Raw genomic sequence first — 20,201 nt, forward strand, 5'->3', positions numbered from 1 at the left:
CCATGCGCGTCCCCCGCGTGCTGCTCGCCGGCGCCGCCGGCCTGACCCTGACGCTCACGGCGTGTACGACGGACGCCCCCACCGACGCCCCCGAGGAGGCGGGCGCCGAACTCACCCCCGACGGTGAGTGGTTCGACGAGGCCGAGTTCGAGGCGCAGCTCGCACAGCGCGAGATCACCCCGGAGGGCCCCGAGGACGAGCCCTGGCTCCAGGCGATCGAGCCCGAGTGGATCGACACCTCGGAGTTCGCGCACGACGCGCCCGAGGACGCGACGCTGTGCCTCTCCAACGCCTCGGTGTCCAACCCCTGGCGCGTCACCGGCTTCATCACCATGGAGCAGCAGGTGGAGGCTCTCCAGGAGGAGGGGCGCATCGGCGAGTTCCGGGTGTCGGACGCCGCTGACGACGACAACCAGCAGATCTCCGACATCCAGGCCTTCGTGGACTCCGGGGACTGCGACGTCATCATCATCTCCCCCTCCACCACCGCGACCCTGACCCCGGCGGTGGAGACCGCCTGTGAGAGCGGCGTCCCGGTCGTGGTCTTCGACCGCGGCGTGAACAGCGACTGCATGGTCACGTTCATCCACCCGATCGGCGGCTACGCCTACGGCGCGGACGCGGCCGAGTTCCTGGTCGAGGAGCTGGAGCCCGGCTCGACCGTGCTGGCGCTGCGCATCCTGCCCGGCGTGGACGTGCTCGAACACCGCTGGGCGGCGGCGCAGGAGATCTTCGCCGACAGCGAGCTGGAGGTGCTCGGCCACGAGTTCACCGAGGGCGACGGCGCCATGATCAAGGACCTGGTCTCCCAGCACCTCCAGCGCGGCGAGGTCGACGGCATCTGGATGGACGCCGGGGACGGCGCCGTGGCCGCCCTGGAGGCCTTCGAGGACGCGGGCCAGCCCTACCCGGTGATCTCCGGGGAGGACGAGCTGAGCTTCATGCGCAAGTGGCAGGAGGAGGACCTCACCGCGATCGCGCCCGTCTACTCCAACTTCCAGTGGCGGACCCCGGTCCTGGCCGCCGGCATGATCCTCGCCGGCGAGGAGGTGCCCTCGGAGTGGATCCTGCCCCAGGCGCCGATCCGCCAGGACGAGCTGGACGAGTACCTGGAGCGCAACGCGGAGATGCCGTCCCTGCACTACGCGAAGTTCGGCGGCGAGGACCTGCCCGGCTTCCCCGAGGCCTGGACGGACCGGTAGATGAGGGCGCTGGGGGTCAACACCTGGGTGTGGACGTCGCCGCTGACCGACGCCGCGCTGGAGCGGATCGCGCCCCGCGTGGCGGAGTGGGGGTTCGACGTGATCGAACTCCCCGTGGAGAACGCGGGCGACTGGGACCCCCGGCGCGCCCGGGCCCTGCTGGACGGGCTGGGCCTGGCGGCCAGCGTCGTGCTGGTCATGGGGCCGGGCCGGGAACTGGTCGCGACCGACGCGGCCACCCGCTCGGCCACGCAGGACTACCTCAGGCGGGTCGTGGACGCGGCCGCGGCGGTGGGCTCCCCCGTCGCCGCCGGTCCGGCCTACTCCTCGGTCGGCCGCACGTGGCGGATGTCCCCGCGTGAGCGGGCGGGGATCGGCGCGGAGCTGACCGAGGCGCTGGCCCCCGTGGTCGGGCACTGCTCGGCCGCGGGGGTCCGGCTGGCGGTGGAGCCGCTCAACCGTTACGAGACGAGCGTGCTCAACACGGTGGACCAGGGGCTGGAGATGCTGGCCGACCTGCCCGCGGAGCACTGCGGGCTGGCCCTGGACGTCTACCACATGAACATCGAGGAGCGGGACGTGGCGGCGGCCCTGCGGCGCGCCACGGGCAGGGTGGCGCACGTGCAGGTGTGCGCGAACGACCGCGGCGCCCCCGGGGCCGACCACCTGGACTGGAGCGCGATCCTCGGCGCGCTCGACGATGTGGGGTACACAGGCCCCCTGGTGATCGAGTCGTTCACGGCGGACAATGCCAGCATCGCCACGGCGGCCTCCGTCTGGCGACCGTTGGCGGCGACCCAGGACGCGATCGCCGTCGACGGCCTGGCCTTCCTTCGCGCCCTGAGCCGACGAGAGGAGCCGCCGTGCAGGTAGGCAGCGCTCCTCGGGGTCCGCGGTCCGCGCCTGCGGGCGCGCCCGGGCCCCACGGGGGACGGGAGCCGACCGCCGTGTCCGCACCGCGGCCGCCGGTGCCCCCGGGCCAGGAGGAAACGTCCACCACCCCCGCTCGGTGCCGCGCTCGCCGGAAAGCGCTGACTGAGGTAGGGCGGCTCCATCCCCACGAGGAGACGTCACCATGCCCGCTCACAAGACCCCCTCCCCCGCCGGAACCGAGTTCCCGGACCCGGTGGCGGACACCCCCGCCACCTGGTGGCTGACCGGGGTGTCGTTCACGGTGGCCGGTGCCGCCGTCGCCTCCGCCGTGTTCCTCGGCGGTGACGGCGCGAACGGCGCCTCCGCCGCGCCGCAGGCCTCCGCGGACCGCCCCGACGCCGAACAGGTCGGCTCGCTGCTCACCCACACCCGCACGGCCCACGAGGGACTCGTCCCCGTGGTGGAGGACATGGAGAAGTTCCTGCCCACCGACGGATCACACCCGCCCCTGGAATTGACCGAGGCCTCGGTGGTCAACTCCTGGCGCACCGAGGTGCAGGCCGCCTCGGTGCACTTCGGCGAGGTTCCCGAGTCCGGAGGCGCCCAACGGACCGCGCACGCGGGCCTGGTGTCCTCCGTCCGGCTGCTGTCCATGTCGGTCGACACCTACGCCAAGGCCGCCCTGGTCGAGGACGAGGACCTGCGCATGGACGTCCTGCACATCGCGATGGAACTGCGCGACGAGGCGGTCGTGTCGTGGTCGGTGGCGGCCACGCACCTGGACGCGGTGAGCGTGGACGCAGGGCACGGCCACGTCCACCTGTACCTGCCCGCCGCCCCCGACAGCGGGGCCCTCGCACCCGACGGCGCCGAGGAGGACGCGGGGCCGGAGGGCGCCGGGGAGGGCCCCGGCGACGGACACGACCACTGACCACGAAACCCCCTACTCCAGGAGGAGACGAACATGCCGCGACCAGTCACCCTGTTCACCGGGCAGTGGGCCGACCTGCCCTTCGAGGAGGTGTGCTCCCTGGCCGCCTCGTGGGGCTACGACGGCCTGGAGGTCGCCTGCTGGGGCGACCACCTCGACGTCACCCGGGCCGCCGTGGACGACGACTACGTGCGCGACCGGCTGGACACGCTCAAACGCCACGGGCTGGGCCTGTGGGCGATCTCCAACCACCTGCTGGGCCAGGCCGTCTGCGACGACCCGATCGACCACCGTCACCGCGACATCCTGCCCGCGCGGGTGTGGGGCGACGGCGAGCCCGAGGGCGTGCGTCAGCGGGCCGCCGAGGAGATGAAGGACACCGCCCGCGCCGCCGCCAGGCTCGGCGTGTCCACGGTGGTGGGCTTCACGGGCTCGGCCGTCTGGAAGTACGTGGCGATGTTCCCGCCGGTGGGCGAGGAGGTCATCGAGGCCGGGTACCGCGACTTCGCCGACCGGTGGAACCCGATCCTGGACGTGTTCGACGAGGTGGGGGTGCGCTTCGCGCACGAGGTGCACCCCTCCGAGATCGCCTACGACTACTGGTCCACGCAGAAGGCGCTGGAGGCGGTGGGGCACCGCCCGGCCTTCGGTCTGAACTGGGACCCCAGCCACATGGTGTGGCAGGACATCGACCCGGTCGGGTTCCTGTGGGACTTCCGGGACCGGATCTACCACGTGGACTGCAAGGACGCCCGCAAGCGGGTGGGCAACGGCCGCAACGGGCGGTTGGGCTCCCACCTGCCGTGGGGTGATCCGCGCCGGGGCTGGGACTTCGTCTCGACCGGGCACGGCGACGTGCCCTGGGAGGACTGCTTCCGCACGCTGAACGCGATCGGCTACCAGGGGCCGATCTCGGTGGAGTGGGAGGACGCGGGCATGGACCGGCTGGTCGGGGCGGCCGAGGCGGTGGAGTTCGTGCGCTCCCACGCCTACGACCCGCCGGAGGCGTCGTTCGACTCCGCCTTCGGGTCGGACTGACCCGGCTCCAGGCGCGGCGGCGGGGCGGCGCGTACCGGGGATCCCCCTCGACCGGGAGGCGGGGTCAGATCATCGGGGCGATGACCACCCGGTAGTGCCCCCCGTCGGCGGTCGAGACGTCGCAGCGGAAGTCGTTGACCCGGTTGACGGAGCCCTGCACCGCGCTGTCGCCGAAGGCCGCGGTGTCCACCCCGGGCAGGTGCTTGCGGATGAAGGACACCGCCTCCTGGACGGACATGGCGGTGTCCTTCTGCTCTGGGGTGACACGCATTCCGTCGTCGGTGAGACGGCTGATAACGACCCGGAACATGTGCTGTCTCCCTAGGGTGCCGGGGGGCGGACACCGGCATTCTGCCCCATCGCCTCCCCGGCTGGGAATCCTCCGGGCGGGCGGGGGCGCCGGTGCGGCCCCTCCGGTCAGACCTCCAGGTCCGCCTCGATGCCCTTGAGGCGGTGCCTGGCCAGGGCGAGGTTGCCCCGGGAGCGGTCCAGGGCCAGGTAGAGGAAGAGCCCCTGCCCCTTTCGGCTGCTGAGGGGCCGGATGATGTGGTACTGCCCGGACAGGGTGATGAGGATGTCCTCGATCACGTCGTTGAGCCCCAGCTGGTCCATGGTGCGCATCTTCGCGCGGACCACCTCGGTGTTCCCGGCGGCGGCGACGGTGAGGTCGAGGGTGTTGGTGGAGGCGAGGGTGCCCAGCGCCATCCCGCTGCTGTAGTCGACGACGGCGGCGCCCACAGCCCCCTCGATCTCCATCATCTCCTTGAGCCCGGCTTCGATGTTCGGCATGTCCTTCTCTCTCCTTGACGGGGGTCGGCGCGGCGCCCTGCGGTCGGCGATCCAGCGGCGCAGGCCGGAGGCGCCTCGGCGGGGCTGCCCACCGGTCACGCGGCCACCGGCCGGGAACGCTCGACGGACAGCGTCCGCAGCGCGGTGAGCACGCGTTCCAGCACCTTGCGGTCGACGGACGCGACCGCCGGCGCGGCGGGGCGGGGCAGGTCCCGCCGGGGCGGGCGGTCGGTGTCGTCGCGGGGAGGCGGCACCCTCGCCGTGCGCACCAGGTCGCGGAGCCGCCGCAGGGTGAAGCCGAGGCTGCCCTCCGTGCGGCCCATCCGGACCCGTACGCACAGGTCGGAGCCGTCCAGGACGGCGAACAGCACGTGGTGGTCGGTGTCGGTGACGACGACGTCCTCCACCCGCTGGTCGGCGCACAGGGGGCCCTCCCTGACGGCCCTGAGGATCGCCGCCGCGTCCGCGGCCGGATCGTCGGCGCCGACGTGGGCGAGGACGCGCCCGCGCCGCCAGTCGACGAGGCAGGCACTGCGCACCCCCGGCGTCTGGAGCATCTCCCGCAACTGCTGGTCGAAGCGCACGTCGGTCCTTTGCGAAGGCTGGGGCCGGATCTTGCGTCGGCCCGCGACGAATCAGGCTAACTGTCCTTTGCGGACATCACGAGAATAGGCGTCATGCGTTCGCTCCGCAGCCTTTTCAGTGATTTATTATGTTATGCCTGCCCGGAGGGGGTGGCGGAAAGCCGAAAGGAGGACGAGGAGGCACCGGCGCGTGTTTCGCCCCGCAGAGAAAGGAGAACGGCCCCGGTATCGCGCGCGGTCACCTTTTCTACCTTTCGGGGGTTTCGGGACCTCGGGCCCGGGTTGCGTCGGCGCGGGGGCGGGCAGCACGGCCGCCCGGGGAGGGGCGGGGAGGAGGGGGTGGGAGGACGCGGGAGGGTGGGCGGGACCGACCGGGGGCACGGGTCCGTGATCGTGCGGGCGGGGGACGGCGCCGGGTCAGAGCCAGACGACCTCGGAGGTCTCCAGGTCGTAGCGGGCGGGGACCACGTCCAGGAGGCCGGACTCGACCAGCTCGCGCAGGTCGGCGTCCACCCGGAGCTGGTCGGCGATGTACTCGGCGTTGGCCCGGACGCAGGCGTCCACGAAGTCGCCACCGTCGTCGGGGGTGGCCTCGACCACCGGCAGGATCCCCTCCACCAGGTAGCCGACGTGGCCGTGCGGGACCTCTCCGGTCTCGTGGGCCTCCACGGCCGCGGTGACCGCGCCGCACGAGGAGTGCCCCAGGACGACGATGAGCGGGACCGCCAGGTGCGCGGCGGCGTAGCTGATGCTGCCCAGGACGGACTCGTCCAGGACCTGGCCCGCGGAGCGGACGGTGAACAGGTCGCCGAGCCCGCGGTCGAAGACCAGCTCGGGTGCCACACGGGAGTCCCCGCAGGCCAGGACCACGGCGAAGGGGCTCTGACCGCGCGCCATCTCCTCCCTGCGGGCGGGGCCCTCGTTGGGGTGGCGGGAGTCGTGCCGGCGCCAGCGCCTGTTGCCCCGCTTGAGGAGGCGCAGCGCCTCCGCGGCGTCCCCCGGCTGGGGCGCGGGCATGGGAGCCGACCAGGCTGGGGCGGAGGCGGCGGTGGCGACCGCGGCCCCGACCCCTCCGGTGAGGGAAACGCGCAGGGCGTTACGACGGGTGATGGCCATGTGTGGTCTCATTCTCGACGTCGACAAATATGGACTTTTGCCGCCAAACGAGGGCCAAATTACTCTTGCCCCATGAACCAGATCAAGGGTTTTTAACGCGCCCCTAACGCCCTTCACGGAGGCGCGCACCCGGAACGGACGCGAAGGAATCCCTTTCCGTGCCGCTGAACTCGCATAACGCCGAACACGGACGTTTTCCCGTGGTTCGCCCGGCCTTCTCCAGCCGTGACGAGAAGTATTTCCCCGAGCACTCCGCGCGACCTGGAGGCGGGCGCGGTCCGAGGGCGCCCCGGCTCCGGGATAGGATGTGTTACCAACCGACCGTTCGTTAGGAAATCCTCGTGGGGTCCGGCGACGGAGGACGCGCCCGCGGCCGTCCCCGCCCACGGAGCAGCTCCCACCAGGTAGATTCGACAACCGTGTCCAGATCTTCCCCTGTCGAACCAGCGCCCTCCCGCCGCGCGGCAGCGGGGCGGCGACGCTCCGGCCGCCCCGGCCACGACGCCGACTCCGTCCTGCGCGTGGCCGCACGCGTGTTCAACGAACGCGGGTACGACGGCACGAGCATGGAGGACCTGGCGCGCGCCCTGGGCGTGACCAAGTCGGCCATCTACCACCACGTCACCGGCAAGACCGAGCTGCTACGCCGCTCCCTGGATCTGGCCATGGACGCCCTGTTCGCGGTCACCCGCGAGGAGGCCTCGACCACCGGCCCGGCCATCGACCGCCTGGAGCACGTGCTGCGCGGCAGCGTCCGGGTGCTGGTGGACGAGCTGCCCCACGTGACCCTGCTGCTGCGGGTGCGCGGCAACACCGAGGTGGAGAAGCGCGCGCTGGAGCGGCGCCGGGCGTTCGACCACCTGATCGCCGACCTGGTGCGCGAGGGCGCGGCCGACGGCGACATCCGCCCGGACGTGGACCCCGCGGTCGCGGCGCGCCTGCTGTTCGGCATGGTCAACTCGATCTCGGAGTGGTACAAGCCGGACCGCGGGCTGGACTCCGACGAGATCGCCGACACCCTGGCGAGGATCGCCTTCGCGGGCCTGCGCGCCTGAGGGCCGCAGGGCCAGGGCGGAGCCGCCGCCGACGTGTGGACCCGGCGGAACTGAGGGTCGCGCCCGTGTTCCCCTGAGTTGCCGCTGGCCACATCAGGCCACACACGTTCGGGAACACCCCTGGCGCATCAGTCTCAGGCCTACCTACTATCCATGGAACCCGACCGAAACGGGACCAAGGTCATGGAAAGTAGTGCGCCGTGCTCGACCACCTCGCCCAGGACTGGCTGACCCCCTCCATCGCCTTCGCGGTCTCGGTGATCGGGTCGTTCCTCGGGCTGTCCTTCGCCTCACGCGCGCGCCGGACGAGCGGACTCGTCCGGTGGCAGTGGCTGACCCTGGCCTCCCTCGCCCTGGGCGGGGTGGCCGTGTGGTCGATGCACTTCATCGCCATGATGGGCTTCTCCCCACCCGGCACGGCCATCCGCTACGACGCCGCGCTCACCGTGGTCAGCGGCGTCATCGCCATCGCGGTGATGGCCGTGGCGCTCACCCTGACCATCCGCAGGAGGACGGCCCCCTGGCTCCTGCTGGGCGGTCTCATCGCCGGGACCGGCATCATCGCGATGCACTACCTCGGCATGTCCTCGATGAACGTGCACGGGGAGATCCACCACGACCCGCTCTACGTCGCCCTGGCCTGCGTGATCGCCCTGGTGGCCGCCACCGCCTCCCTGTGGTTCGCCTCCCGGCTGCGCGGTCTCCCCGCCATCACCGCCGCCTCCGTGGCCATGGCCGCCGCGGTGACCACCATGCACTACACCGGCATGGTGGGCGTCCACTTCACGGAACCGCGCTTCTCCCGGCACAGCCCCCCGGACGGTTCCAGCGCGCCGGACCTGGTGCTGCCCCTGCTCGCGGGCCTGTTCGTCTTCATGCTGATCTGCAGCCTCTTCCTCCTGCTGGGGGTGGAGGCGGAGCGCCCGGACTACTCCCGGCGCGCGCCCGCCCCCGACGCGCCTGCCTCCGGGAGCGGACCGGAGGAGCCCGCCGCGGAGTACGTTCCGCGGCACGCCACCGCCGCGCAGACCGCGCCCTCCGACGACGTGTGGACCAGGCGCCGCTGAGCCGCGCCGTTCCCCGCCCGTTCCCCGCCCGGAAAGACGGACGCGCTTCGCGCGCAGCCTTCCCGCGCAAGCGCGGCGGTTGAGCGGGACGGCTGGCGCGCCGCCTCCGGTGTGGGCGGCGCGCTGTCATCGGGGCGGGGTCGGCGCGTTCTCCCCGGAACGCGGGGACCCCACCGCCGTTCGGGTCCGCCGCGGTCCGGCGGCGAGGACGCGCGGCCGCGTGCCCCGGGTCAGAACCCGAAGGCGCGCCCCGCGTTGCCCGCGATGATCCCGGCGAGTTCGTCCTCGTCCATGCCCTTGACCCCCGCCAGCGTCCGCAGCGTGTGCGGGATCAGGTAAGGGGCGTTGGGGCGGCCCCGGTAGGGCTTGGGGGTGAGGAAGGGCGCGTCGGTCTCCACCAGCATCAGCTCCGGCGGCGCCGCGGCGGCGGCCTCGCGCAGGGACTCGGCGCTGGCGAAGGTGACGTTGCCCGCGAAGCTCATGAAGTACCCGTGCTCGGCGCACACCTTGGCCATGGCCGCGTCGCCGGAGAAGCAGTGGAAGACCACCCTGTCCGGCGCGCCCTCCTCATCCAGGATCCGCAGCACGTCCTCGTGGGCGTCGCGGTCGTGGATCATCACGGCCTTGCCGTGGCGCCTGGCGATGTCGATGTGGCGGCGGAAGGACTCCTCCTGGGCCCGCGCGCCCTCCGGGCCGGTGCGGAAGGTGTCCATGCCGGTCTCGCCGACCGCCACCACGTGGGGCAGCGCGGCCAGATCGTCGATGGCGGCCAGCTGCGCCTCCAGCTCCGCCGTCCCGCCGGGCTCGCGTAGCCTGCCCGCCCAGTCGGTGTCGTCCACCTCCACGCCCGGGGCGCCGTCACCGTGCACGATGCGCGGCGCCTCGTTGGGGTGCAGGGCCACCGCCGCCCACACCTTGCCCGGGTGCGCGGCGGCCACCTCGGCCGCCCACCGCGAGGAGGCCAGGTCCACGCCCACCTGGACGAGCGGGGTCACCCCGACGCCCTCGGCGGCGGCGATGATCTCCTCGACCTCCGGGGTCTGCATGTCCATGTGGGTGTGGCTGTCGGCCACCGGTACGCGCAGGGGCTCGGGTACCGGAGGGGGCGTCTGGTCGTTGCGCTCCCTGACCGCTCTGCCGCTGCGCTTTCCCATGCTCACGTTCCTCCACGAAGAAGCGCCGACGGGCGGTGCCCGCCGGTGCGGTCGTCCTTCCCTCAGCCCCGGCCGGAGCCTACCCGGCGGCGCCCTCCAGACGGGCCAGCTCCTCGTCCACGACCGACTGGTCGAGCTTGGCGAACAGCGGCTCCGGGCGGCCGAGCGCGGTGCCCACCGCGATCGGCCGCGACTCCCAGCGCGCCTCGTTGTCGGCGTAGTCCCCGGTGATGACCGGGTACTCCACCTCCTCCTCCGAGCCGCCGATCGTGTCCCGTCCGGCGTCGATGCGGGGCATGCCCGTCCAGGTGCCGGTGCCGCCGAGCATCGCGTACACCTTGTTCGCCGACTCGGGCAGGTACGGGGTGAGCAGTGTGTTGGCGTCCTGGACCAGTTGGAGGGCCACGTGCAGCACGGTGGCCATCCGCTCGGGGTCGGTCTTCTTCAGCGCCCACGGAGCCTGGTCGGAGATGTACTTGTTGGCCTCGGCCACGGTGCGCATGGCCTCCTGCAGGCCCGCCTTGAACTGGGACCGCTCCAGCCGCTCGCCCACCCGGGCGAACGCGGCCCGCGAGTCCTCCAGCACCCGGCGGTCCTCGTCGGTCAGCTCACCGGCCGCCGGGATCTCGCCCAGGTTCTTGGCCGCCATCGAGATGGAGCGGTTGACCAGGTTGCCCCAGGCCGCCACCAGCTCGTCGTTGTTGCGGCGCACGAACTCGGCCCAGGTGAAGTCGGTGTCCTGCGTCTCGGGACCGGCGGCCATGATGTAGTAGCGCAGCGCGTCGGCGGAGTAGCGCTCCAGGAAGTCGCGCACGTAGATCACCACGCGCCGCGAGGAGGAGAACTTGCGCCCCTCCATGGTGAGGAACTCGCTGGAGACCACCTCGGTGGGCACGTTCAGCCCGCCCAGCGGGCCGGGCTCGCCGCCCCGGTCGCCCTCGCCGTTGTGGCCCAGCAGGATCGCGGGCCAGACCACCGAGTGGAAGACGATGTTGTCCTTGCCCATGAAGTAGTAGGACCGGGCCTCGTCGCCCTGCCACCAGCGGCGCCAGGCCTCGGGCTCGCCGATGCGCCGGGCCCACTCCACCGACGCCGACAGGTAGCCGATGACCGCGTCGAACCACACGTACAGGCGCTTGTTGGCGTTGTCGCTCCAGCCCTCCAGCGGGACGGGCACTCCCCAGTTGAGGTCGCGGGTGACCGCGCGCGGCTGGAGGTCCTCCACCAGGTTCAGGGAGAACTTGAGGACGTTGGGCCGCCACTGCCCCTCCTTGCCCTTGAGCCAGGTGGTCAGGGCGTCGGCGAAGGCGGGCAGGTCGAGCATGAAGTGCTCGGTGTCCACGAACTCCGGCTTCTCGCCGTTGATCCGCGAACGCGGCGAGATGAGGTCGATCGGGTCGAGCTGGTTGCCGCAGTTGTCGCACTGGTCGCCGCGCGCACCGTCGTAACCGCAGATGGGACAGATGCCCTCGATGTAGCGGTCGGGCAGCGTACGGCCGGTGGACGGCGACACCGCGCCCTTGGTGGTGTGGGCGAACACGTACCCGTTCTCGTGCAGCGCGGTGAACAGCTGCTGCGCGACGGCGTAGTGGTTGCCGGTGGTGGTGCGGGTAAACAGGTCGTAGGACAGGCCCAGGCCCACCAGGTCCTCGGCGATGATCCGGTTGTAGCGGTCGGCCAGCTCGCGGGGGGTCACACCCTCCTGGTCGGCCAGGACCTGCACCGGGGTGCCGTGCTCGTCGGTCCCGCTGACCATCAGCACGTGGTTGCCCGACATTCGCTGGAAGCGGGAGAAGACGTCGGAGGGGACTCCGAAGCCGGACACGTGACCGATGTGGCGCGGTCCGTTGGCATAGGGCCAGGCGACCGCGGTCAGGATGTGACGATTCGACGACATGACCCAAGCCTAAAGGCGGCGGCGGCCTGCCGTGCACTCCTTTCCCCCGCGCGCGGCCCCCGGGCGAGCGCACCGGGCGGCGCGCACCGGGCCGGACCCGGTTTCCCGCGCGCGGCCCGCAGCACGGTCCGGGGCACGGGCGGCCCGGCTGTGCGACAGGGGCCGAAGGGACATTCCCCGGGGCTTGCCGCTACCCGTATGCTCTGCTGGACGAGCCGTGCACCACCGGGACGCACGGTCGGGCAGCACTTCCCTCCCGGTCCTTCCCCGAGGCGGTGGTCACCATGGTTACCGGTGCCCTACCCCGTCCTGCCCGGCACACGACCGCGCTGCTGACCAGCGTGGTCCTGCTCGTCATCCTGTCCTTCCCCGTCGCCTCCGGCGGCGGGCAGCCGGCCGGACCGCCCCTGCCGCCGCACGGCCTGCTCAGCGCCCCCGAGGGCGCCGCGGCCGCGGCGGCGGACCAGGAGCGGGTGACCCCGCGCGAACGCGCGGACCTGGCCGAGAACCCGATGGTCACCGTCGGGCCGCCCGCCTCCACGTGCGACCACCGGTCGGTGCTGCGAGACCTGCCCGACACCGTGCCCAGCAGCGCACTGCGCCTGGCGGTGTGGGACCAGCCCTGGTGGCCGCTCTCTCCCCCCGCGCCCGTTCCCGTCCCGGACCTGGACGCCCCCGGGGAGCTGCCGCCGACACGGGCTCCCCCTCCCACCGCGAACACCGCCATCTGACCATCCCCGCGCGTACCCCCCTGTCTCCGGCGTGCGTCGGGATCACCCGTATTCGCAGTGAAGAGGTACCAGGTCCTTGTCCAGTCAAACGGGAGCGGGCGCGCGTTGGACACGCGCCCTCATCTCCCTTCTCGTCATCCTCGTCGCGTTCGGCGCGGCGTGGTTCATCCCGCCGCGTCTGGGGCTCGACCTCAGCGGCGGCACGCAGATCGTCCTGGAGACCCAGGACGGCCCCGAGGGCACACCCGCCAACTCCGAGAACACCGACCAGGTCGTCGAGGTGCTGCGCCAGCGCATCGACCGCCTGGGCGTGTCCGAGGCGACCATGTCGCGCTCGGGCGAGAACCGGATCATCGTCGAGCTGCCCGGTGTGCAGGACCCGGCGGAGGCCGCGCAGATCATCGGCCAGACCGCCCAGCTGTCCTTCCACCCGGTGCTGGGCGTGGGCCAGGCCGGCGGCCAGGGCGTGCAGGCGCCCGCCCCGGGCGACTCCGCCAACGCCCCGCAGGCCACCGCGGACGAGGCGCGCGCCCCGTCCGACGCCGCGGCCGAGGGCGGTGACGAGGCCGCCGAGGGCGGCGGCGGGGAGATGACCCAGGAGCAGCTCGAAGAGCTCATGGCGCAGCAGGGCGGCATGGGGGGCATGGGCGGCCAGCAGCCCCCCGCCGGTCCCAGCGCGGAGAACCCCGAGGACGTCGTGATGACGCTCCCCGACTCCGACGGCACCCAGCTCCAGCTCGGCGAGACCGCCATCAAGGGCGACCAGGTGGCCAGCGCCGAGGCCGCGCTGGACAGCGTCAACCGCGCGCAGTGGACGGTCAACGTCAACTTCCGCGGCGAGGGCGCCGACCAGTGGACCGCGCTGACCGCCGACGCCGCCTGCTACGACCAGGGCGACCCGCGCCGCCGCGTGGCCATCGTGCTGGACGGGCAGATCATCTCCGCCCCGGAGGTGAACCCGGAGTTCGCCTGCGACGTGGGCATGCCCGGCAACACCACCACCATCACCAGCCCCGACTTCACCAGTGAGACCTCCAACGACCTGGCCGTGCTGATCGAGGGCGGCTCGCTGCCGCTGCCGGTCACCGAGGTCCAGCGCCAGACGGTCGGCCCGACCCTGGGCGCCGAGGCCATCCAGGCCAGCGCCGTCGCCGCGATCCTGGGCCTGGCCTTCACCACGCTCTACATCACGCTGGTCTACCGGCTGGTCGGCTTCCTGGCCGCCCTGGCCCTGGGCTTCTACACGCTCATCGCCTACGGCGCCCTGGTCGCCATCAACGCCACACTGACACTGCCGGGTCTGGCGGGCTTCGTGCTGGCGATCGGTATGGCCATCGACGCCAACGTGCTGATCTTCGAACGCACACGCGAGGAGCACCAGCGCCAGGCGAAGGTGTACGAGGCCAACAAGTCGGCCGGGCTGCGGGACGCCACCGAGGACGAGGCCGCCAAGGCCGAGTCCGGGGTGCTCGCCCGCAAGCGGCGCCGGGCGGTGCCGCCGAGCCTGGAGAAGGCGTTCGTCGTGGGCTCCCGCAAGGCGTGGAGCGCCGTCCTCGACACCAACATCACCACGCTCATCGCCGCCGCCCTGCTGTTCTTCTTCGCCTCGGGCACCGTGCAGGGCTTCGGTGTGACCCTGAGCATCGGTACCCTCGTCTCGATGTTCTCCGCGCTGGTCATCGCGCGCGTGTTCGTCGAGTGGGCGGTGCGCCGCGCGGTCGTGCGCAAGCACCCGGCCGTCAGCGGCCTGAACCGCATCGGCGGCGTCCGCACCTGGCTGGTCGCCAAGGACCCCGACCTCATGGGCCACCGCACCAAGGGCCTGATCGTTGCGGGTCTGATCGTGGCGGCCGCGATCGCCGCCCCGCTGATCCGCGACACCAACCTCGGTGTGGAGTTCACCGGCGGCCGCGTGCTGGAGTACGAGGTCAGCAGCGGGGAGGGCGTCTCGGTCGACGAGGCCCGCTCCGTCATCTCCGCGCTGAACTTCCCCGGCTCGGACACGGCCGTGGTCCAGGAGTCCGGTGACGGCGACATCTCGGTGCGCACCGGCAGCATCTCCGACGACGACGCGGCCCGGATCGCGGACGCCCTGAGCGAGCAGACCGGCGGCGTGGAGCTGGTCAGCGACGAGCTGATCGGCCCGAGCATGGGCGACGAGCTGCGCAACCGGGCGCTGATCGCCCTGGGCGCGGCCCTCGCGCTCCAGATGGTCTACCTGGCCTGGCGCTTCCGCTGGTCGTTCGGCGTGTCCACCATGCTGTCGCTGGCCTTCAACCTGGTCCTGGTGATCGGGCTGTTCATCTGGCTGGGCAAGCCGATCGACGGCGTGTTCCTCGCCGCGCTCCTGAGCGTCATCGGCTTCTCCGTCAACGACACGGTGGTGGTGTTCGACCGGGTGCGCGACGAGTGGGCACGCGACGAGAAGTCGAAGTTCTCCGAGATCGCCAACCGCGCGGTGCTCAACACCCTGCCGCGTACCGTGAACACCTCGATCGGCGCGCTGATCATCCTGGGCTTCCTGACCTTCCTCGGCGGGTCCTCGCTCCAGGACTTCTCGATCGCCATGCTGGTGGGTCTGACGACGGGCGTCCTCTCGACGATCTTCGTCGCCGTCCCGCTGGCCATCTGGCTCCAGAGGTGGGACAAGACCGACCCGCCCCACGTGGTCAAGGAGCGCAAGGCCAAGCAGAAGGTGGCCGCCAAGGCCGCCCGCGAGGCCGACGACGGAGCCGTCGTCTAGGGTCTGTTCTTTGGCCGGGCCTCAGCTTGTGGGGGTTGGTTCGGGCGCCCACGGGGTTCTGGAGGTGGCGGAGGCGGGTTCGTGAGGAACGAGCGAACCCGCCGAAGACACCGAAGGTTCCCGTTCTCCGGGCGCCCGAACACAAGAAGGACCGCGCCGCAGGCGTCCGTTGAGGGTGGTGGCGGGCGACGGGTGGGACAAAGCGGAGCGGAGGTCCAAAAAAACACGGCCCGCCGCGCCGCCCACGGGTGGCGCGGCGGGCCGACAGGCGAAGGGCCCCGGGACACGTCCCGGGGCCCTTCGCCTGTCGGGTCAGGCCGTCTGGGCCGCGACCGGCGCGCCCTCGGAGGCCTGCACCAGGACGAAGCCCTGACCCTCGAAGGAGAGCTGGAGCGCCTCGCCGCTGCCGCGGCCGATGAGCGCGCCCGCCTTGGCCGTGCGGCGCACGCCCGTGCTCAGCGAGCTGGACCAGGCGACCGCGGAGTCGGTGTCCACGAAGGTCGGCTGGTCGACGTTGATCAGCACCGGGGCGCCGTGGCAGGCGATGGCCACCCTGCCCCGGCCGCTGAAGACCGTGTTGAAGAGCCCCCCGGCGGCCATGCCCGCGCCCTCCACGCGGCGGATGTCCCAGCTCAGCCCGGCCTCGAAGGCGAGCACGTTGTCGCCGTTGACCGTGAGGTGGTCGTCCTCCAGGTCCACCAGGTGCACGTCCCAGGCGTCGCGGGCCAGGAACACGTCGCCGCGCCCGGACACCTTCATCAGCGGCAGTCCCTCGCCGGTGAAGGCCTTCTTGAAGAACTTGCTGACGCTGCCGGACCCCTCGTAGGAGAAGTCGACCTGGCCCTGGTAGGCGACCATGGCGCCCTGGCGGGCGAAGAACTCGCCGTTGAGGCCCACCCGGAGCATCTTGTGGTTCTGCAGGTGCATACCCGGCTGGCTGGTCTCCTGGGCCTGCTGGAAGAGGTTGCTTCGCATGAACGTGTTCCCCATCGACGGTCTGGCTGTTTCACCCGGTCAGACGCTCCAGAACCGGAAAGGTTCCGCCGCGGGCCCGCCGTTTTCGGTCAGTCGGCGGACACGATCCCGTGCACCAGGTCGTAGACCCGGCGCTTGGGGACGCCGAACTCCCTGGCCACACGGGTGATCGCCTCCTTGCGGCGCACGCCCTCCTCCTCCAGGCCGGAGGCCGCGGCGACCAGGTCGGCGTCCCCGACCGTCCCCGGATCGCGGCGGGCGCCCTCCACCACGAGGGAGATCTCGCCCCGCACCCCCTCGGCGGCCCAGGCGGCCAGCTCCCCGAGGCCGCCCCGGCGCACCTCCTCGTAGGTCTTGGTCAGCTCCCGGCACACGGCGGCGCGCCGGTCGGCGCCGAAGGCCGCGGCCATCGCCTCCAGGGTGGCGGCGACGCGGTGGGGGCTCTCGAAGAACACCATCGTGCGGCGCTCGGCCGCCAGGTCGGCCAGGTAGCCCGACAGGCCCTTGCGCGGCGGGAAGCCCTCGAAGCAGAAGCGGTCGGTGGGCAGGCCCGAGACCACGAGCGCCGTGGTGACCGCGGACGGCCCCGGGATGGCGGTCACCGGGATGCCCTCCCCCGCGCAGGCGGCGGCCAGCCGGTAGCCGGGGTCGGACACCCCCGGCATCCCGGCGTCGGTGACGACGAGGACGTCGCTCCCCGCGCGCAGGTCGCCGAGCAGCTCGTCGGTGCGGCGGCTCTCGTTGGCGTCGTAATAGGACACGACGCGGGCGCCCGCCTCCCCGCCCAGGCGCACGTCCGCGCGGGAGGCGAACTGGCGTAGCCTTCGGGTGTCCTCTGCCGCGATGACGCGGGCGCCCTCCAGTGCGCGCAGCAGCCTGGGCGGCGCGTCCTCCACGTTCCCGATGGGCACACCGGCGAGCGTCAGGGTTCCCGTCCCTCCGCTCGTCCCAGCTCCACCCTCAACCACTGTGATCCCCGTCCTGTCGCGCTACGGTTGGCTCATCACGCCATCCGAAACCTGGTTTCGTGGTCCGTCCGCAAAGGACAACCATCTCCGACCCCAACCTACGAGCCGAGGTAACGCGTTCCCCGCTCGAAGACGGGGCTTTCGACCCCCGGGTCGAGGGCCTGGCGTTACCAGCACCAGCCAACACCAGGGAGGTGACCAGTTGGCTACGTTTCACACAGGTGAGAAGACCCACCAGGCCGTGCTTCCTCAGCGGCCTGCTCTGGAATCCGCGTCAGCAGACATTCCAAGGAACGGGAACGAAACGGGGCGCGGAAGCCACGTGCGCGTGGCACCCGGTGTGGAACATGTGCGAGGGGAGACCACCGGTGGTTCACCTACCGCTGGTGGCGTCACCCCCGTGCCTTCAGGGGCCGGGGAGCAGGCCCGTGAGGGCCGTTCACCGAAGAGCACGCCCCGCAAGGGGCACCCGTACGTGTTCGTGCTGGACCGCCACGGCACACCGCTACAACCCACCCACCCCGCGCGGGCCCGCCGATTCCTGGCCCGGGGCCGGGCGACCGTGGCCCGACACACCCCCTTCGTCATCCGGTTGAAGGATCGCACCACCACCGGGTCCGAGGTCGACGGGGTCGAGACAGGCGTTGACCCAGGCAGCAGGCGCACCGGCATCGCCGTGTTCACCGACCGGGATGGAGAACGCCGAGGCCGCCACGCGGTACGGCTGGACCACCGAGGCGGTCAGATCGCCAGGAGGATGCGCCAACGCGCCGCCTACAGAAAGGGACGCCGTTCTCGTAACCTGCGTTACCGGACGGCCCGGTTCGACAACCGCACCCGTCCACGCGGGTGGCTGCCTCCCTCCCTCCGGCACCGAGTGGACACCACTCCGGCCTGGGTGGGTCGTCCGTCCCGGTGGGCGCTGTGGCGGTCCCTGGACGGGTGCCTGCCCACCCGTGTGGGCTCGGGAGGCCGGACGAAGTGGAACCGCACCCGCAACCGCCTGCCCGAGTCCCACAGCCTGGACGCCCTGGCCGTGGGCAGGGTCGAAGCCATCACCACGGCTGTTCCAACGATCCTGGTCGTCAGGGCCACGGGGCGCGGCTCCTGCGCCCGTACCCGGGCGGACAGGCACGGTTTCCCCCGGTTGCGTCTGCCCCGCCGCAAACGGTTCTTCGGTTTCCAGACCGGGGATCCGGCCCGAGCGGCCGTGCCATCGGGTATGAACGCGGGGACGCACACAGGCCGGGTGGCGGTGCGCAGCAGCGGGAGCCACACCCTGCAAACCTCGCATGGGCCGATCAAGACCTCATGGAAGAACCTCTGTCTGTTCCAGCGAGCGGACGGTTACGGCTACACCACCCAGAAGGAGGCAGGGGCTCCCTCCACCGCCTGAGGGCGGGAGTATCCACCCCGTACACCCGATGACCACCACCGCACCTTTCTCCGAGGCAGAGCCCTCGCCCTCGCCGCGGTCGGCGCGGATCCGCGCCCGCTTCCTGCCCGTCAACCCCGCGCCCCGCTGGCTGGGTTGGCTGGGCGCCTTCGCCGTCGCGCTGTTCGCCGGGGCGCTGAGGTTCTTCAACCTCGGCCAGCCGGACCGGATCTACTTCGACGAGACCTACTACGCCAAGGACGCCTACGGGCTCTGGAACTTCGGCTACGAGCACGAGACCGTCGAGGAGCCCGTCGAGGCCGACGACCTGCTCGCGCAGGGGTACCAGGACATCTTCACCGGCACGGGCGACTTCATCGTGCACCCGCCGGTGGGCAAGTGGATGATCGCCCTGGGCGACTGGCTGTGGTCGCTCCTGCCGTTCGGCACGACCATGACCCCCGAGGCCTGGCGGTTCGCCTCCGCCGTGGCCGGGGTGCTCTCGGTCCTCATCCTGGTGCGGCTGGCCACGCGGATGACCCGCTCGGTGCTGCTGGGCTGCACGGCGGGCCTGATCATGGCGCTGGACGGCCTGCACTTCACGCTGAGCCGCATCGCCATGGTGGACATCTTTCTCACCCTGTGGATCCTGGCCGGGTTCGCGTGCCTGGTGATCGACCGGGACAGCACCCGGGAGCGGATGGCCCGCCTGGCGGAGGCGGGCGGGGACCTGGTGTCGGTGGGCTGGCTGGGGATGCGCTGGTGGCGGCTGGCGGCCGGACTGTGCTTCGGTCTGGCGGTGGGCACCAAGTGGTCGGCCCTGTTCTTCGTCGCGGCGTTCGGCCTGCTCACGGTGGCGTGGGACTACGGGGCCCGCAGCAGCGTCGGCCAGCGCGGCTTCTTCTGGCGGTGGCTGGGCATCGACGCGATCCCGGCGTTCGTGCAGACCGTGGTGGTCGCGGGGATCGTCTACCTGGTCTCGTGGTCGGGGTGGCTGTTCACCCGCGGCGGCTACAACCGCGACTTCGCGGACGGCATGCTGCCCGAGTGGGTGCCCGGCCTCCTGAGGGAGCCGGTGGAGGCGCTGTGGAGCCTGGTGGACTACCACCAGCGGATGATGACCTTCCACACCGACCTGACCAGCGACCACGCCTACATCTCCGCGCCGTGGGAGTGGCTGGTCATGCGCACCCCGGTGATGTTCCACTACAACGGCGAGGTCGCCTCGTGCGCCACGGGCGACTGCGTCACCTCGGTGGTCTCCATCGGCACGCCGGTCATCTGGTGGTCCAGCCTGCTCGCGCTGACGGTGATGCTCGGCTGGTGGGTGACCTTCCGCGACTGGCGCGCCGGGGCGGTGCTGCTGGCCGTGGCCGCGGGGTGGCTGCCGTGGTTCGCCTACCCGGACCGGCCCATGTTCCTGTTCTACGCCGCCCCTCTGCTGCCCTTCCTGGTCCTGGCGATCGTGCTGGCGCTGGGCCTGGCGATGGGGGCAGGGGAGGACAGTCCGCGCTTCGCCCCCTACACGCGCGCGGTGGGCGGCATCGTCTACGGCGTGGTCCTGCTGTTGATCGTGGCCAATTTCGCCTACTTCTACCCGGTGTTGTCGGCGTATCCGATCGACGAGGGTATGTGGCGTGAACGCATGTGGTTCGACGTGTGGATCTACGGCAACGGCGGTTAGAGAACGGCGTCCCGGCGCA

The 20,201-nt window shown here is 71.8% G+C and carries 18 protein-coding genes; 10 read left to right on the forward strand and 8 right to left on the reverse strand.

All coding sequences use genetic code 11. The annotated features are described in order from the left end of the window. Positions 1-2 precede the first annotated feature (2 nt). The 4 genes from PV789_RS24995 to PV789_RS25010 all read left to right on the forward strand — a co-directional run bounded on the left by PV789_RS24995 (position 3) and on the right by PV789_RS25010 (position 4,044). Positions 3-1,202, forward strand: a complete 1,200-nt coding sequence (locus PV789_RS24995) for a substrate-binding domain-containing protein (RefSeq protein WP_274974811.1) — start codon at positions 3-5, stop codon at positions 1,200-1,202. Then, complete coding sequence (locus PV789_RS25000) at positions 1,203-2,075, forward strand: sugar phosphate isomerase/epimerase family protein (RefSeq protein WP_274974812.1); 873 nt, start codon at positions 1,203-1,205, stop codon at positions 2,073-2,075. Between the two features lie 202 nt (positions 2,076-2,277). Then, positions 2,278-3,006: a hypothetical protein gene (locus tag PV789_RS25005; protein ID WP_274974813.1), complete on the forward strand. Its 729-nt coding sequence runs from the start codon at positions 2,278-2,280 to the stop codon at positions 3,004-3,006. A gap of 33 nt (positions 3,007-3,039) precedes the next feature. Then, on the forward strand, positions 3,040-4,044 hold the full coding sequence (locus tag PV789_RS25010) for a sugar phosphate isomerase/epimerase family protein (protein ID WP_274974814.1): 1,005 nt from the start codon (positions 3,040-3,042) through the stop codon (positions 4,042-4,044). 64 nt (positions 4,045-4,108) lie between these two features. On the opposite strand, the gene PV789_RS25015 is transcribed toward PV789_RS25010, so the two are convergent. The 4 genes from PV789_RS25015 to PV789_RS25030 all read right to left on the reverse strand — a co-directional run bounded on the left by PV789_RS25015 (position 4,109) and on the right by PV789_RS25030 (position 6,533). Continuing rightward, entirely contained in the window at positions 4,109-4,354 is a 246-nt protein-coding gene (locus PV789_RS25015) for a hypothetical protein (RefSeq protein WP_274974815.1), read from the reverse strand. 107 nt (positions 4,355-4,461) lie between these two features. Beyond that, entirely contained in the window at positions 4,462-4,833 is a 372-nt protein-coding gene (locus tag PV789_RS25020) for a hypothetical protein (RefSeq protein ID WP_274974816.1), read from the reverse strand. Positions 4,834-4,928: 95 nt separating this feature from the next. Continuing rightward, positions 4,929-5,417, reverse strand: coding sequence for a hypothetical protein (locus tag PV789_RS25025; RefSeq protein ID WP_274974817.1), 489 nt, complete (start codon positions 5,415-5,417; stop codon positions 4,929-4,931). 417 nt (positions 5,418-5,834) lie between these two features. Next, on the reverse strand, positions 5,835-6,533 hold the full coding sequence (locus tag PV789_RS25030; RefSeq protein WP_274974818.1) for a carbonic anhydrase: 699 nt from the start codon (positions 6,531-6,533) through the stop codon (positions 5,835-5,837). A 419-nt stretch (positions 6,534-6,952) separates the two neighbouring features. On the opposite strand from PV789_RS25030, the gene PV789_RS25035 reads away from it, so the two are divergent. Together PV789_RS25035 and PV789_RS25040 are read left to right on the forward strand one after the other, a co-directional pair. Continuing rightward, entirely contained in the window at positions 6,953-7,588 is a 636-nt protein-coding gene (locus PV789_RS25035) for a TetR/AcrR family transcriptional regulator (protein WP_475466203.1), read from the forward strand. Positions 7,589-7,788: 200 nt separating this feature from the next. Beyond that, positions 7,789-8,655: an MHYT domain-containing protein gene (locus PV789_RS25040; protein ID WP_274974819.1), complete on the forward strand. Its 867-nt coding sequence runs from the start codon at positions 7,789-7,791 to the stop codon at positions 8,653-8,655. 230 nt (positions 8,656-8,885) lie between these two features. Here PV789_RS25040 and PV789_RS25045 read toward each other — a convergent pair whose 3' ends face one another. Next, positions 8,886-9,809 (reverse strand): TatD family hydrolase, encoded by a 924-nt coding sequence (locus PV789_RS25045; RefSeq protein WP_274974820.1) that lies wholly within the window; start codon positions 9,807-9,809, stop codon positions 8,886-8,888. A gap of 79 nt (positions 9,810-9,888) precedes the next feature. After that, on the reverse strand, positions 9,889-11,706 hold the full coding sequence (gene metG / locus PV789_RS25050) for a methionine--tRNA ligase (protein WP_274974821.1): 1,818 nt from the start codon (positions 11,704-11,706) through the stop codon (positions 9,889-9,891). 284 nt (positions 11,707-11,990) lie between these two features. Between metG and PV789_RS25055 the strand changes: the two genes are divergently transcribed. Together PV789_RS25055 and secD are read left to right on the forward strand one after the other, a co-directional pair. Next, the gene (locus PV789_RS25055) at positions 11,991-12,437 is read left to right on the forward strand and encodes a hypothetical protein (protein ID WP_130395261.1); all 447 of its coding nucleotides are present in this window, start codon (positions 11,991-11,993) and stop codon (positions 12,435-12,437) included. A gap of 76 nt (positions 12,438-12,513) precedes the next feature. After that, on the forward strand, positions 12,514-15,180 hold the full coding sequence (gene secD / locus PV789_RS25060) for a protein translocase subunit SecD (RefSeq protein WP_274974822.1): 2,667 nt from the start codon (positions 12,514-12,516) through the stop codon (positions 15,178-15,180). Positions 15,181-15,492: 312 nt separating this feature from the next. Here secD and PV789_RS25065 read toward each other — a convergent pair whose 3' ends face one another. Then, a complete protein-coding gene (locus PV789_RS25065; protein WP_274974823.1) occupies positions 15,493-16,155 on the reverse strand; it encodes an AIM24 family protein in 663 nt (220 codons plus the stop codon). A gap of 89 nt (positions 16,156-16,244) precedes the next feature. Then, complete coding sequence (gene rsmI / locus PV789_RS25070) at positions 16,245-17,123, reverse strand: 16S rRNA (cytidine(1402)-2'-O)-methyltransferase (RefSeq protein WP_475466206.1); 879 nt, start codon at positions 17,121-17,123, stop codon at positions 16,245-16,247. Between rsmI and iscB the strand changes: the two genes are divergently transcribed. Beyond that, the gene (gene iscB / locus PV789_RS25075) at positions 17,059-18,519 is read left to right on the forward strand and encodes an RNA-guided endonuclease IscB (RefSeq protein ID WP_274974825.1); all 1,461 of its coding nucleotides are present in this window, start codon (positions 17,059-17,061) and stop codon (positions 18,517-18,519) included. The genes rsmI and iscB overlap by 65 nt on opposite strands. A gap of 28 nt (positions 18,520-18,547) precedes the next feature. Next, entirely contained in the window at positions 18,548-20,182 is a 1,635-nt protein-coding gene (locus PV789_RS25080; protein WP_274974826.1) for a dolichyl-phosphate-mannose--protein mannosyltransferase, read from the forward strand. Positions 20,183-20,201 lie beyond the last annotated feature (19 nt).

Source organism: Nocardiopsis camelliae (assembly GCF_028993595.1).
GTDB lineage: Bacteria > Actinomycetota > Actinomycetes > Streptosporangiales > Streptosporangiaceae > Nocardiopsis > Nocardiopsis dassonvillei.